General features: G+C 63.0%; 11 protein-coding genes. 6 read left to right on the top strand and 5 right to left on the bottom strand.

Features of this window, described 5'->3' with window-relative positions; all coding sequences use genetic code 11:
• Positions 1-34: 34 nt before the first annotated feature.
• Together rlmB and IE097_RS07210 are read right to left on the bottom strand one after the other, a co-directional pair.
• Complete coding sequence (gene rlmB, locus IE097_RS07215) at positions 35-778, bottom strand: 23S rRNA (guanosine(2251)-2'-O)-methyltransferase RlmB (protein ID WP_189459483.1); 744 nt, start codon at positions 776-778, stop codon at positions 35-37.
• Between the two features lie 82 nt (positions 779-860).
• Positions 861-3401, bottom strand: coding sequence for a bifunctional diguanylate cyclase/phosphodiesterase (locus IE097_RS07210; protein ID WP_229797480.1), 2541 nt, complete (start codon positions 3399-3401; stop codon positions 861-863).
• 114 nt (positions 3402-3515) lie between these two features.
• On the opposite strand from IE097_RS07210, the gene mfd reads away from it, so the two are divergent.
• The 3 genes from mfd (at position 3516) to serB (ending at position 8580) form a co-directional block, all read left to right on the top strand.
• Positions 3516-6917, top strand: a complete 3402-nt coding sequence (gene mfd / locus IE097_RS07205; protein WP_189459482.1) for a transcription-repair coupling factor — start codon at positions 3516-3518, stop codon at positions 6915-6917.
• Positions 6918-6928: 11 nt separating this feature from the next.
• Positions 6929-7636, top strand: coding sequence for a YecA/YgfB family protein (locus IE097_RS07200; protein ID WP_189459481.1), 708 nt, complete (start codon positions 6929-6931; stop codon positions 7634-7636).
• A 104-nt stretch (positions 7637-7740) separates the two neighbouring features.
• On the top strand, positions 7741-8580 hold the full coding sequence (gene serB, locus IE097_RS07195) for a phosphoserine phosphatase SerB (protein WP_189459480.1): 840 nt from the start codon (positions 7741-7743) through the stop codon (positions 8578-8580).
• A gap of 78 nt (positions 8581-8658) precedes the next feature.
• Here serB and dnaB read toward each other — a convergent pair whose 3' ends face one another.
• The gene (dnaB, locus tag IE097_RS07190; protein ID WP_373295735.1) at positions 8659-10092 is read right to left on the bottom strand and encodes a replicative DNA helicase; all 1434 of its coding nucleotides are present in this window, start codon (positions 10090-10092) and stop codon (positions 8659-8661) included.
• A 75-nt stretch (positions 10093-10167) separates the two neighbouring features.
• Here dnaB and IE097_RS07185 point away from each other — a divergent pair, with 75 nt between their 5' ends.
• Both IE097_RS07185 and IE097_RS07180 read left to right on the top strand, forming a co-directional pair.
• Positions 10168-10596 (top strand): type II toxin-antitoxin system RatA family toxin, encoded by a 429-nt coding sequence (locus IE097_RS07185; RefSeq protein WP_189459479.1) that lies wholly within the window; start codon positions 10168-10170, stop codon positions 10594-10596.
• 3 nt (positions 10597-10599) lie between these two features.
• Positions 10600-10911 carry an RnfH family protein gene (locus IE097_RS07180; RefSeq protein WP_189459478.1) on the top strand — a complete coding sequence of 104 codons (312 nt, stop codon included), beginning with the start codon at positions 10600-10602 and terminating at the stop codon, positions 10909-10911.
• A gap of 33 nt (positions 10912-10944) precedes the next feature.
• Here IE097_RS07180 and IE097_RS07175 read toward each other — a convergent pair whose 3' ends face one another.
• Both IE097_RS07175 and IE097_RS07170 read right to left on the bottom strand, forming a co-directional pair.
• Positions 10945-11376, bottom strand: coding sequence for a DUF4124 domain-containing protein (locus IE097_RS07175; RefSeq protein ID WP_189459477.1), 432 nt, complete (start codon positions 11374-11376; stop codon positions 10945-10947).
• A gap of 262 nt (positions 11377-11638) precedes the next feature.
• Positions 11639-13111 (bottom strand): DNA recombination protein RmuC, encoded by a 1473-nt coding sequence (locus IE097_RS07170; RefSeq protein ID WP_189459476.1) that lies wholly within the window; start codon positions 13109-13111, stop codon positions 11639-11641.
• Between the two features lie 208 nt (positions 13112-13319).
• Between IE097_RS07170 and flgA the strand changes: the two genes are divergently transcribed.
• Positions 13320-13997, top strand: a complete 678-nt coding sequence (gene flgA, locus IE097_RS07165; protein ID WP_189459475.1) for a flagellar basal body P-ring formation chaperone FlgA — start codon at positions 13320-13322, stop codon at positions 13995-13997.
• Positions 13998-14004: the final 7 nt, after the last annotated feature.

Here is a 14004-nt window from a genome sequence, read left to right as displayed (position 1 = left end):
GGCCGGCATATTGCCGGCCTTTTTTTGTTCGCGTTCAGCGCTTGGCGAGCGAGAGCTGGCGACGGGTTTCGGCCAGCACGATGCCGGTTGCAACCGAGACGTTGAGGCTCTCGACCGAGCCGTACATCGGGATCGACACCAGCTGATCGCAGTGTTCGCGCGTCAGCCGGCGCATGCCCTCGCCTTCGTTGCCGAGCACCCAGGCAATGCCGCCGCGGACTTCGAAGTGGTGCAGATCGGCATCGCCTTCGGCGGCGGTGCCGACGATCCAGACGTCGCGATCCTTCAGTTCGCGCAGCGTGCGCGCGAGATTGGTGACCATCACGTAGGGCACGGTTTCTGCCGCGCCGCAGGCGACCTTGGACACGGTGGCGTTGATGCCGACCGACTTGTCCTTCGGGGCGATCACCGCATGCACACCCATGGCATCGGCAACGCGAAGGCAGGCGCCAAGGTTGTGCGGGTCGGTGATGCCGTCGAGCACCAGCAGGAAAGGCGGCTCGTCGAGTGTGTCGAGCACGTCGTCGAGCGCGACATAGGACTTGGTCGGGTCGATCAGGGCTGCAACGCCCTGGTGGCGTGCCTTGCCGGTCAGGCCGTCCAGACGCGCTGCGTCCACCAGCACGACCTTGGCACCCTGCTCTTCGGCCAGCTTGATCAGCTCCTTGGCGCGGGCGTCGATGCGCGCGGCATTCAGGTAAAGCTCGCGCACGCTGTCGGGGAAGCGCTTCAGGCGAGACGAAACGGCGTGAAAGCCGTGGATGAGTTTGTTTTGCATGGCGTGCACCATCGCCGGCAGGCCGGCAATCGCGAAAGGAAACCGCGATTCTAGCAAACTCCGCCGCCGGCCCGGCGCGACTTCACCCCGCCAGTGTGCGGACTTCGCCGTCGACCGGGCTCAGAAGTGCGTACTGGTCGATGTAACGCAGCAGGTCCGCCTCGGCAAGCGGCGGCGCATACAGGTAGCCCTGCACGACATGGCAGCCGGTGCGGCGCAGGAAATAGGCCTGCTGCTGCGTCTCGACACCTTCGGCAACCACCTTGAGCCTCAGCTTGCGCGCCATGGCGACAATGGCTTCGGCAATGGCGCCGCTATCCTCGTCCTCCGGCATGCTTTCGATGAACGAGCGGTCGATCTTGAGGGTATCCAGCGGGAAGCGGCGCAGGTTGGACAGCGACGAGTATCCGGTACCGAAATCGTCGATCGCCAGCCGGACCCCCATGTTGCGCAGCTGCGCAAGAATGCGCACCGCCCGCTCCGGGTTCTGCATGATCATGCTTTCGGTGATTTCCAGCTCCAGCCGCGCCGCAGGGAGGTTGGCCAGTGCCAGCGCCGTGGCGACCTGCTGCGGCAGCTGCTCGCGCATGAACTGTCTCGGCGACAGGTTGACCGCGACGCGCGGAATGTCGTGGCCGGCGTCCAGCCAGCGGCGCATGTTCCTGCATGCCTCGATCAGCACCCATTCGCCGATCGGCACGATCAGTCCGTTTTCCTCGGCCAGCGGAATGAAGCTCGCCGGCGGCACCAGGCCCAGCTGCGGATGCGACCAGCGCAGCAAAGCCTCGACACCATAGAGCGTGCCGGCCGCAAGGTCGACCTGCGGCTGGAAATACAGGCACAGCTCGTCCCGCTCGAGTGCGTGGCGCAGACTGTTTTCGAGCACAAGGTGCTCGAAGGCGCGAACGTTCATTTCCGGCGCAAAGAACTGGTAGGTGTTCTTGCCGAGCTCCTTGGCGCGGTACATCGCCACATCGGCATTCTTCAAGAGCTGCGAAGGCTGCAGGTCATCGCTCGGGTACAGGCTGATGCCGATCGAGCAGGTGACGAACAGCTCCTGCCCCTGGATCAGGACCGGTTGCCCGAGTCTGGACAGCAGGCGCTCGGCGACCGCCGCGACATCGTCCGCCCCCGAAATGTCGTCAAGGATCACGGTGAACTCGTCGCCGCCCAGCCGGGCGATGATGTCGCACTCCTTGAGTGATGATCGCAGGCGCTGCGAGATGACCTTGAGCAGCTCGTCACCCACGTCGTGACCGAGGCTGTCATTGATCGCCTTGAAGCGGTCGAGATCAAGGAACAGCAGTGCGAACGGCTTGGCGCCGTCGCGGGCGACCGCCTGCTTGAGTGCCGCGTGCATCGCGCTGCGGTTGTGCAGCTGGGTCAGCGCGTCGTGATTGGCAAGGAAATGCAGGCGCATTTCCGCTTCCTTCCGGTGCGTGTAGTCCGAAAAAACGCCGACATAGTTGCTGACACCGCCCAGCTCGTCGCGGACCGCGCTGATCGACAGCCAGGCCGGATAGGTTTCGCCGTTCTTGCGGCGATCGAGCATCTCGCCTTCCCAGTGCCCGAGCTCGGCAAGCCTGGCAACCATTTCGCGGTTGCGTTCGCGCGAGCGCCGGTGTTCGCCGAACATGCGTGAAATCTTGCCGATGGCCTCGCCCTGCTCGAAGCCGGTAATCCGGCTGAAGGCCGGATTCACCGCGACGATGCGTGCCTGTGCATCGGTGATCAGGATGCCTTCCGAGGCGTTGTCGAATACCTGCGCCGCCAGTCGGACACTGCGCGCCGCGGCCGCTTCGTCGCGGTACGAGGCCGCCATCAGCAGGCCGGCGACGGTGACGGTAAACAGGTGCAGGATGATCGACAGGTCGTCACCACCGGGAAGGCTGCGGGTCTGCAGCGTGGCCGAGGCGACCATGATGGCGGTCAGCATCGTACAGCCGTTGCCGACGTGACCGAGGCGCAGTGATGACCAGATGATCAGCGGGAACAGCAGGAACTGCAGATTGGCCATGCCGTCGCCGTAATGGCGGTAGATCAGCATGGTGCTGACGGCGGTGACCGTCACCAGCAGCGTCAACTCGATCAGCCGGTTGGCGCTGAAGCTGCGCATTTCGGAGCGCAGGCCCGCGACGAAAGGCACGACGATGAGGATGCCCAGCGCCTCGCCCATTGCGCGCTCGACCCAGCCGTCGAAGGTATTCAGGTTGCGCGCCGGCTCGAACAGTCCGAATACGACGGCACCGAGCGTACCCGACAGCAGAACGCCGGTCAGCGGCCCGGCGACCAGCAGACGCAGCGCATCACGAACGCGAACATCGCCGGAAGCGGCCAGTCCCGGCAGAAGACCAACGATCAGCAGCGCTTGCAGCACCTGGATTGTTGCGACCATCAGTGCAGCAGGGAGTGACAGCCCGCCGAGCATCGGCAGCACCCAGGCGGCGGCGGCGATGGCGGGCCAGGTGCGCGATCCGAGCAGCAACAGGCCGGCAACCGCAATGCCGACCTGCGGGGCAACCAGCGCACCATACTGTCCGGGCGCGAAGAACAGCCAGCAGAGGTATTGCGCCAGCGCATAGAGCGAGGCCAGTTGCGCCCCGCGCAGCCATCGTGCCGACATTGCCCCTCCTCTTTTGCGCCAGCCTGCGCTTTGTTATCGGCGACCTGTCCGGTTCGCGTTCCTGATGCTGCTACGCCGGTATAATCGGCCCCATCCGATCACAGCATCCATGCCATGACCACCCCAGTCCTGCCTCGCGCCGGCGAACGCCTGCTTCTCGCTACCCCGCACGGGTCGGCCGACGCCTGGCTCCTCGACCGGCTTGGCGCACAAACATTACTCATCCTGACAGCGTCTGCGCAAGATGCCAGCCGCATCCGGGACGAAATCCGCTTCTTCGCCCCGCAACGCACCGTCGTACAGCTGCCGGACTGGGAAACCCTGCCCTACGACCACCTCAGTCCGCACCACGACCTGATTTCCGAGCGTCTGGCCAGCCTCTGGCAGATCCGGCAACAGCAGGCCGACGTCATCATCGTGCCGGTACAGACCGCCATGGGCCGGCTCGCGCCGGTCGAGTTCCTCACGGCTTACACCTTCAACATCACCAAGGGCAGCAAGTTCGATCCGGAAAAGCTGCGGGCTGATCTGGTCTTTGCCGGCTACAGTCATGTCACACAGGTGTTCAGCCCCGGCGAGTTTGCCATTCGTGGCGGCCTCGTCGACCTGTACCCGATGGGGTCGACCCTGCCGTTCCGGCTGGACCTGTTCGATGACGAAATCGAGACCATCCGCACTTTCGACGTCGACACCCAGCGCAGCCTTTATCCGGTGCCGGACATCCGGCTTCTGCCTGCCCGCGAGTTTCCGCTGGACGACGCCGGTCGCACCCGTTTCCGCCAACGCTTCCGAGAAGTGTTCGAAGGCGATCCGAGTAAGTCACAACTTTACAAGGACATCAGCAACGGCGTAACGCCGGCAGGCATCGAATACTATCTGCCGCTGTTTTTTGACCACACTGCGACACTCTTCGACTACCTTTCCGGCGACACCGTCGTCGCACTGCACGGCAAGGTGCTTGATGCCGCCGAAAGCTTCTGGCGCGACACGCAGGACCGCTACCGCAACCTGTCGGGCGAAAAGGACCGGCCGATCCTGAAACCGGGCGAGCTGTATCTGGCTCCGGACGAGCTGTTCGGCCTGATCAAGCCGCTGCGCCGTGTCGAGCTCATCAGTGGTGGCGACGAGCCGCGTCCGACGTCGGCATTGCCACCTCTGGCCGTCGACCGCCGGGCCGACAATCCGCTGGCCCGGCTCGAAGCCTTCGTCGCCGGTTTCCCGGGCAAGGTGTTCATCACCGCCGAAAGCCTGGGTCGGCGCGAGACGATGGCGCAGTTCTTTGCCGAATATGGCGTCAGGCCGGTGCTGGTCGAGGCATGGTCGGACGCGCTGGCGGCAAGCAAAACGCGGTTGATGCTTGCGGCCGCACCGCTGTACAACGGCTTCATCCTCGACGCCGAAGGGCTGGCCGTCATCACCGAGGCCGACCTGTACCCGACCGTGGCACAGGGGCGCGGCCGCAGGCAGCAGAAACGCAGCAATGCCGACGCCATGTTGCGCGACCTGTCCGAGCTCAAGGTCGGCGACGCCGTGGTGCACGAAGCGCACGGTATCGGCCGCTACATGGGGCTGACGTCGATGGACCTTGGCGAGGGCGAGACCGAGCTCCTGCTGCTCGAGTACGCCGGTGGCGACAAGCTGTACGTGCCGGTGGCCCAGTTGCACGTGATCAGTCGCTACTCCGGCGGTGCGGCCGATGCGGCGCCCATGCACCGCCTCGGCACCGGCACCTGGGAAAAGGCCAAGCGCCGAGCGGCCGAGCAGGTTCGTGATGCCGCTGCCGAACTGCTCAACCTGTACGCGCGCCGTGCCGCACGTCAGGGTCATGCATTCGAGTGGAAACACCAGGACTACGAAGCCTTTGCCGAAGGCTTCGGTTTCGACGAGACCCCCGATCAGGCCGCCGCGATCGAGGCTGTACTGGTCGACATGCGCGTCGGTCAGCCCATGGACCGGCTCGTTTGCGGCGATGTCGGCTTCGGCAAGACCGAGGTTGCGCTGCGCGCGGCCTTTGCCGCGGTGGCCGGCGGCAAGCAGGTTGCCGTACTGGTGCCGACGACCCTGCTGGCCGAACAGCATTTCCAGACGTTTGCCGACCGCTTTGCCGACTGGCCGGTCCGGATTGCCGAGCTGAGCCGCTTCCGCTCCGGCAAGGAAACGACGGCCGCACTCAAGGGCCTGGCCGAAGGCTCGGTCGATATCGTCATCGGAACGCACAAGCTGGTGCAGCCCGATGTCGAATTCAAGAATCTTGGCCTTGTGATCATCGATGAAGAACATCGCTTTGGCGTGCGGCAGAAAGAGCAGCTCAAGGCGCTGCGTGCCAACGTCGACGTACTGACGCTGACGGCCACACCGATCCCGCGCACGCTGGCGATGAGCCTCGAAGGCATCCGCGATTTTTCGGTCATTGCCACCGCACCGAGCAAACGGCTGTCGGTGAAGACCTTCGTCGCCAAATTCAGTGACGGCATCATCCGCGAAGCGGTGCTGCGCGAACTCAAGCGCGGCGGACAGGTGTTTTTCCTGCACAACGAGGTCGACACGATCGAGAACATGCGCGAGAAGCTCGGTGCCCTGCTGCCGGAGGCGCGAATCGGCGTCGCGCACGGCCAGATGCGCGAGCGCGAGCTCGAGCACGTGATGCGCGATTTCCATGCGCAGCGCTTCAACATCCTGCTGTGTACGACCATCATCGAAACCGGCATCGACATTCCGAATGCCAATACCATCGTGATGAACCGCGCCGACAAGTTCGGTCTGGCGCAGCTGCACCAGATGCGCGGCCGCGTCGGTCGGTCGCACCATCAGGCCTACGCCTACCTGCTGGTTCCCGATGTCGAAGGGCTGACCGCCGACGCCAAGAAGCGCCTCGAAGCCATCCAGCTGATGGAAGAGCTGGGCTCGGGCTTCTACCTGGCCATGCACGACCTGGAAATCCGCGGCGCCGGCGAGGTACTGGGCGACTCGCAATCGGGCGAGATGCAGGAAATCGGCTTCTCGCTCTACAGCCAGATGCTCAATGAGGCGGTGAAGTCGCTGAAAAAGGGCCAGGAGGCCGACCTGTCGCAGCCGCTCGGCATCACCACCGAAATCAATCTGCATGCGCCAGCACTTTTGCCCAACGAGTACTGCCCGGACGTGCACGAACGCCTGTCGCTGTACAAGCGGCTGGCCAACTGCGAAACGCCGGACGAGCTTGACGACATCCTGCAGGAACTGGTCGACCGCTTCGGGCTGCTGCCGGACCCGGCCAAGGTGCTGCTCGACTGCCACCGGCTGCGCATGCAGGCCAAGCCGATGGGCATCCAGAAGATCGACGCGGCCGACTCGGCCATCGTGCTGACGTTCGCACCGAACACCGTTGTCGAACCCTTCAAGCTGATCCAGCTGATCCAGAGCAAGAAGAACTACAAGATGTTGCCCCCCGACCGGATGCGGATCGAGGGCAACTGGCCCGAACCCTCACTGCGTGCAGTCCGTATCAAGGAACTGCTCGTCGAACTGAACAAATGACTGGAACAACCATGACCGATCTGCTCAAACCCCTCTCCGAAGACGAACTCGACCGTCTCGATGCCTTTCTGATGTCACCGCGCACACCAGCGGAAACCATGGACCTGGAAATGCTCGACGGCTTTCTGGTGGCGCTCGCCGTGGGGCCGGAAGAAGTGCCCGAGGACGAGTGGTTGCCGCAGGTGTTTGACGGCACCCCTCCCGAGTTCGACGACGCTGTCGAGGCCGAGGAAACGTTCTCGCTGATCCGTCGTCACGCTGCGGCTGTCCGTGCCGCGTTCGCACCGAAGCGCCGTGAAAACATCGGCGAGGAGCCACTCTACTTTCCGCTGGTACTGTCCGACGAAGGGGCTGACGAGAAGTGGCAGGACTCGCTGGGTGCCTACTGGGCCAGCGGCTTTCGCCTTGGCCTGCTTGCGCGCGAAGACGTGTGGCAGAAGGCGCTCGACGAGGACGAACACCTGTTCGACTCGGTGGCGTCGGTGCTCGCGCTCGAAGAGGGCCACGAACCGGACGACGAAGCCAGGCCGTTGACGATCAAACAGCGCGAGGAGCGGATTTCGGAGCTGCCGTGGATTGTCGAGGACGTGATGTTCTATTGGCTGGAACAGAAGTACGGTCAGGTCGAGCGGGTCGAACGCGAGGAGCCCAAGGTCGGTCGCAACGACCCTTGCCCGTGCGGCTCGGGCAAGAAGTTCAAGAAGTGTCACGGCGCCTGAGTCGTTTCGAGTGCAAGCCTTCCCTGCTTGCCCGTCGCGTAGTCAGGCCGGGCGATCCGTTATAATCGTCGCCCCTCACACCAACCCATCGAACCGGAATCACCATGCACCGCCTCGTCATTCAAGCCCCCGAGATCGCCACGCAGGACCTGAAGCAATTGGCCCGTCTGTCCGATGCGCACCAGATCGAGGCGATCAGCCAGCGCGCGTTCAAGCTGCACGGCGCGCATATCGGCAACGAGGAGGCGGTGGCCGATTTTTGCGAAAGCAATCAGCTCGACTTTGCATTCATTCCTGAAGAGCTGGGTGTTCGCGATATCGGCCTCGTGGTAATGGATATGGATTCGACGCTGATCACGATCGAATGCATCGACGAGATTGCGGACATGGTCGGCATCAAGCCGCAGGTGGCCGAGATCACGGCTGCCGCGATGCGGGGCGAGCTGGATTTTCGCGAAAGCCTGACCCGCCGTGTTGCGTTGCTGGCCGGACTTGAAGAGTCGGCATTGCAGCGTGTCTATGACGAGCGCCTGCATTTGATGGCTGGTGCAGAAGAGATGCTCGCCGGTTTCCAGTCGGCCGGCGCCACGACGCTGCTGATCTCGGGGGGGTTTACCTTCTTTACCGACAAGCTGCAGTCGCGACTGGCGTTGAGCCGGACGATTGCCAATGTGCTCGAGATCGAGGGCGGCAAGCTGACCGGGCACGTGAATGGTGACATCGTCGATGCCGAGCGCAAAAAGAGCGAGCTGATCGCGCTGCGTGAATCGCTCGGCCTGCGCCGTGATCAGGTCGTGGCCATGGGGGACGGCGCCAACGACCTGCCCATGCTGCACGAAGCAGGTTTTGGTGTGGCGTGCCACGCCAAGCCCAAGGTGCAGGCAGAGGCGCCGTACTGCATCAACCGGGTCGGGCTTGAAGGGGTGCTGAACTACTTCCGTTGATGCGCCGCTTTGGTTGCAAACAAAAAACGCCAATTCCATCAATGAATTGGCGTTTTTTGTTTGTGTGAGTCGTGAAATCTACTCGAGGTCGCTCGACCAGCCCTCCGGCCGCATCAATGCATTGTCGAAGCGCGAGTGCTGCCCCATGAACACCAACGGGATCTTGCCGGTCGGGCCGTTACGATGCTTGGCGATGATGCACTCGGCCAGGCCTTTGTGCGGCGTGTCCGGGTTGTAGTACTCGTCGCGATACATGAACATGATCACGTCGGCATCCTGCTCGATGGCGCCCGATTCGCGCAGGTCCGACATCATCGGGCGTTTGTCGGTCCGCTGTTCGACCGCACGGGAGAGCTGCGACAGTGCAATGATCGGCACTTGAAGTTCGCGCGCCAAGCCCTTGAGCGAACGGGATATTTCTCCCACTTCGGTGGCGCGGTTCTGGTCCTTGGCGCCGGCCCGGCCCGACATCAGCTGGATGTAGTCGATCACGATCAGGCCGAGCTGGCCGCCGACCTGTCGCGCCAATCTTCGTGACTTGGTGCGAATATCCATCGCCGACAGTGCGCCCGTCTCCTCGATGAAAATCGGCGCTTCGGAAAGCTTGTTCACGGCATGGGTCAGGCGCAGCCAGTCCTCGTCCTCAAAGCGCCCGGTCTTGAGCTTGTGCATGTCGATCTTGCCGATCGAGCCGACCATCCGCATGCCGAGCTGTGCGGCGCCCATTTCGAGCGAGAAGATCGCCACCGGCAGCTTGAGTTCGGCGCCGACGTACTCGGCGATGTTGACCGAAAACGCGGTTTTGCCCATTGAGGGGCGTCCGGCGACGATGACCAGATCCCCTTTCTGCAGGCCCGAAGTCATCTTGTCGAGGTCGATGAAGCCGGAGGCGATGCCGGTGACTTCGGACGGATTGTCTTGCTGATACAGGTGGTCGATGCGCTCGACGATCTCCTTCAGGATCGGCGGCATCGCAATGAAGCCTTTCTGGCCCTTGGCCGACTGCTCGGCGATCTGGAATACGCGCGATTCGGCTTCATCAAGCAGGTCGGCGGATTCGCGCCCGTCCGGGTTGTAGGCCGATTCGGCAATCTCTGCACCGACGGCGGCCAGCTGGCGCATGACCGAGCGCTCGCGGACGATTTCGCCGTAGCGGCGGATGTTGGCCGCCGACGGCGTGTTCGATGCCAGCGAGCCAAGGTAGGCGAGCCCGCCGACGTAGGCCAGGTCGTTCGAGTTGTCGAGCGACTCGGCGACGGTGATCACGTCGGCCGGCCGGTTGTGCTCGATCAGTTTGACGATGTGCTGCCAGATCTTGCGGTGATCTTCGCGATAGAAGTCGTTCTCGTTGATCACGTCGGCGATCTTGTCGAACGCCGTGTTGTCGAGCATCAGCCCGCCGAGCACCGATTGTTCGGCCTCGATCGAATGCGGCGGCAGCCTGAGTGCGGCAACGTCGGCGGCAAGGCCGGCTTGCATGGCGTCAGGGGGGGGGGTAGGATACTCGGTCATTTCCGACAGTCGTTCCGTGGGCGAAAGGCCGTCTATTCTAGCCCCTTGCGGCCCTTGGCGCGACGCCATTGCCCGATGAAGCAAATCCGAAAGTCCGTTCTCGTCCCCCACTCTGCCGCTCACATGTTCCACCTGGTCGACGATGTCGAACGCTACCCGCGCTTCCTGCCGTGGTGCGGCGGCGTCGAGGTGCACGAGCGCACGGCAACGACGCTCGACACCACCTTGCGCATCGACTTCCTGAGGGTCAAGTCGTTCTTCCGCACCCGCAACGTCAACAGCGACAACCGGATCGAAATGCAGCTGGCCGATGGTCCGTTCAAGGCGCTATCAGGCATCTGGCGCTTCACCCCGCTGATGGAGGACGCCTGCAAGATCGAATTCGAGCTCGATTACCAGTTCGAAAGCCGTACGCTCGAGGTGTTGATCGGCCCGGTGTTCGAGAAAATCACCAGTACGTTCGTTGACTGTTTTGTCAAAGAAGCCGACCGTCGTCATGGGTGAAGCATGAGTGAGCAGATCAGCATTGAAGTGGTATTTGCCACGCCGGGGCGGCAGAAGCTCGTCACCGTGCGTGTATCGGCCGGTGCCACCGTCGGACAGGCGATTGCGCAATCCGGACTGCTCGACGAGTTTGCCGAAATCGACCTGACTCGGAACAAGGTCGGCATTTTCGGCAAGGCCGTAAAACTCGATGCCGTTCTGCGCGAGCGTGACCGCGTCGAGATCTACCGCCCGCTGATCGCAGACCCCAAGGAGGTGCGTCGCAAGCGGGTCGCAGAAGGAAAGGCGATGAAGAAAGGCGGCGGCGACCAATAGCGATCAATAAAAACCGGCCTGAGGCCGGTTTTTTCATTCGCAGGTTTTCTTGATGACTTCCTGCATCTTGGTGATTTCTTCCTTCTTGCGTTCCTCGGTCATGAACTCGACCTTGCCCTTGTCGTTCAGACTGTTGAATCGCGCGGTTTGCAGGTAACCAAGTCGCGATTTGGCTTCCGCGCACTGCTTGGGGTCCTTCCTGGTCTCTTCTTTGGCCTGCGGCGCGCTTTGCGGGGCCGACGCGGTCGCGGCGGAGGCGCTGGTTTTTGCCGGCGCCGAGGTTGATGGCGTTACCGTCACCGGCTGTTTGGCCGTCTTGACGATTTGCGCCTTGCCTTTGTCGGCGCCGGCGGGCGGTGTGTCGGAATACTGCCAGTTGCCGCTGGCGTCCTTCCATTTGTAGATCTCGGCGTGCACCAGACCGGTCGACAGGCAAAGTGCCAGCAGCGCCAGATGCGATTTCATTATCGGGTCTCCATTCTTATTGAGCGCGGAATCGCCAGATCAATAGCGCTTAATGTCGTGATTTGCAAGCCGGTCGCTTGCGGGCCGTTTCTGTTTGTCGAAAAGACGACACCTGCGGCATTACTCACAGGTGTGAGTTTGTCGGTGGAGGTGGAGATGGCGACGGCATACGATGGGTTCGTGCCGGCTGAACCCATGGAACGGCCCGCAATGCTTCATCTCTCCTCATGACTTGGATGCCCGCCTGCCAGCGGGCATTTTTTTATGCCTCGATTTTGGCCGTATCGTCGCCTTCGAGTCGAACCTGTTCGATCTCGACAAAGCGGCGCGAAATTTTTTCGCTGGTGATCGCGACGCTTTGCACGTCGTCGTTGGCCTGGCGAATGTGCGTTGCCAGTTTCTTCATGCGATCATCGAAGCGACTGAACTCCAGCGACAGCTTGCCCAGTGCCTCCTTGATGATGTGCACCTGCTTGCGGGTTTCCACATCCTTGATCACCGCACGGGCCGTGTTGAGCACCGCCATCAGCGTGGTTGGCGAGACGATCCAGACGCGCCGCGCCAATGCGTGCTGCACGAGGTCGGGGTGGTAGGCGTGAATTTCGGCAAATACCGCCTCGGCCGGTACGAACATCACCGCGCCGTCGGCGGTTTCGTTGGCGATGATGTACTTGCCGGAAATGTCGTCGATATGCTTTTTGACATCGGCCTTGAAGGCGCGTGTCGCCACGACCCGGTCGGTGTCCGGAGCGAACATGCGGTGATAATTCTCCAGCGGGAATTTGGCATCGACGGCAACGGTGCCCGTCGGTTCCGGTAGGCGCAGCAGGCAGTCGGCACGGGTGCCGTTCGATAGCGAGGCCTGGAATTCGTAGACCTGTGCCGGCAGTACGTTCCGCACCAGGTGTTCGAGCTGCACCTCGCCGAAGGCGCCGCGCGATCGTTTGTCGCCAAGCAGTTCCTGCAGGCTGACGACATTGGTCGTCAGGCCGTCGATCTTCTTCTGCGCTTCGTCGATCGTGGCCAGTCGAGCCATGACGCTGGCAAACGTCTCGTTGGTTTTCTTGAAACCTTCGTCCAGTCGCTCGTTGACCTTTCCGGATATCTCGGCGAGACGCGTATCGGCGGTCTTGGTGAGCTCGCCGACCGTCGCAGTCAGCTGCTGTGAGGTGGACGCCAGCAGGGTCTGGATCTGCTCCATTTCGCGCTTTGACTGTTCGGCCAGCATGGTCGACAGCTTGACCAGCACGTCCTCGCGCAGCGCGTCCTGCTTGCCCTTGAGCTCTGCGGCGATGTCGGCGAGCTGCTTGAGGACCAGCTCGCGCGTCTCCGACAGTGTGGACGTCAGCGACAGACGCATCGCCGACAGTGACTCGCCCTGCGTGCTGGCCAGCCGGTTGAGGGATTCGCGCGTGTCCTTGAGTTCGCTGCCGACACCGCCGCGAAGCCGGTCGAACGACTCGCCCATCGCGTCTCGCAGCTGTCCGGCCGACCGGCCGATGGCGTCATTCAGCAGGCTGCCATGTTGCGCCAGCGCGGCGTGCTGCGCCTCGCCCTGGCGCGCCAGCCCCGTGTGCAGATCGCTCAGCATCTGCCGGTGCTTGGCCTCCATGTCCTGAGAAAGCGTATCGAGAACATCCTGCTGGACGCGGGCGAGGTGCTGCAGGCGCAGCACGACGACGACGCCGGCGAGCAGCACCATCAGGGTGGTGATGCCGAAAAGCAGATCTAGCATGTACGGGCTCCGTGTTAGGTCGGAGATTGTATGCGATCGCAGCACCGATGCGGGCTGCGGTGCGCGCATGAGCGGCCATGGGGGGGCAAGCAAGGCGCAGCAATACAGGGTCTGGTTGCGATCGCGTTGCGGGCCGGATGGGGTGCCGCTTTTTTGCGGAGGAGCGTCCGGGAGAGGCGGAGCTACAACTGGTCGGTATAATGGCCCGATGAAAAAACTCTGCTCCTTGGTGTTTTTCGGTTGCTGCGCAGCCAGCTACGCAGCACCTCAGGATAACGATGCCTTGCGCCGGGAGGTCGAGGCGTGGGTGCGGCTGCAACTGGCCACCATGCCTGCTGCCACGGTCAAGGCGGGGCAGCTCGACAGCCGGCTTCGGCTTGATGGTTGCGCGCTGCGCGACATCCAGCTTGCGCCTGGCCAGCGTTTGCTGGGCAACACACAGGTGCGGGTTCGCTGCGTTTCGGGGGCGAGCTGGGCGGTCAATCTGCCGGTGCAGATCAGTCAGGATGTTGCCTATTACGTGGCCGCTCGGCCGTTGCCCGCGGGGCATGCTCTGGCGGCGACTGACCTCCAGCTTCAAAGGGGCGACCTGGCGCAACTTCCGGGCAGTGTCGTGCTCGATCCGGCGCAGGCCGTCGGTCGCACGCTTGGTTCGGCCATTTCAGGTGGAGCCCCTGTTCGTGCCGAGATGCTGCGCGCTGCAAACGTGATCCGACAGGGGCAGCGCGTCAAACTGGTTTTCCGGATGGATGGCATCGACGTCAGCAACGAAGGGGTTGCATTGAACAATGCGACCGAGGGGCAGATGGTGCGGGTCCGTTTCGGTGCCACCCAGATCGTGCAGGGTGTGGCCCGTGCCGACGGGACGGTCGACGCGGCGCCCTGATCGTCAG

Origin of the sequence: Jeongeupia chitinilytica (assembly GCF_014652315.1) — a bacterium.
In the GTDB taxonomy this organism is placed as follows: domain Bacteria; phylum Pseudomonadota; class Gammaproteobacteria; order Burkholderiales; family Chitinibacteraceae; genus Jeongeupia; species Jeongeupia chitinilytica.
Note: the sequence above shows the minus strand (reverse complement) of the source record. Positions and strands in the feature narration are given on the sequence as shown.

What these genes read in the sequence shown, in the direction of transcription:
- flgA (WP_189459475.1), top strand. Translation starts at nt 13,320, where the DNA reads ATGAAAAAACTCTGCTCCTTGGTGTTTTTCGGTTGCTGCGCAGCCAGC.
- IE097_RS07200 (WP_189459481.1), top strand. Translation starts at nt 6,929, where the DNA reads ATGACCGATCTGCTCAAACCCCTCTCCGAAGACGAACTCGACCGTCTC.
- IE097_RS07180 (WP_189459478.1), top strand. Translation starts at nt 10,600, where the DNA reads ATGAGTGAGCAGATCAGCATTGAAGTGGTATTTGCCACGCCGGGGCGG.
- IE097_RS07175 (WP_189459477.1), bottom strand. Translation starts at nt 11,376, where the DNA reads ATGAAATCGCATCTGGCGCTGCTGGCACTTTGCCTGTCGACCGGTCTG.
- dnaB (WP_373295735.1), bottom strand. Translation starts at nt 10,092, where the DNA reads ATGACCGAGTATCCTACCCCCCCCCCTGACGCCATGCAAGCCGGCCTT.
- IE097_RS07170 (WP_189459476.1), bottom strand. Translation starts at nt 13,111, where the DNA reads ATGCTAGATCTGCTTTTCGGCATCACCACCCTGATGGTGCTGCTCGCC.
- IE097_RS07185 (WP_189459479.1), top strand. Translation starts at nt 10,168, where the DNA reads ATGAAGCAAATCCGAAAGTCCGTTCTCGTCCCCCACTCTGCCGCTCAC.
- IE097_RS07210 (WP_229797480.1), bottom strand. Translation starts at nt 3,401, where the DNA reads ATGTCGGCACGATGGCTGCGCGGGGCGCAACTGGCCTCGCTCTATGCG.
- rlmB (WP_189459483.1), bottom strand. Translation starts at nt 778, where the DNA reads ATGCAAAACAAACTCATCCACGGCTTTCACGCCGTTTCGTCTCGCCTG.
- serB (WP_189459480.1), top strand. Translation starts at nt 7,741, where the DNA reads ATGCACCGCCTCGTCATTCAAGCCCCCGAGATCGCCACGCAGGACCTG.
- mfd (WP_189459482.1), top strand. Translation starts at nt 3,516, where the DNA reads ATGACCACCCCAGTCCTGCCTCGCGCCGGCGAACGCCTGCTTCTCGCT.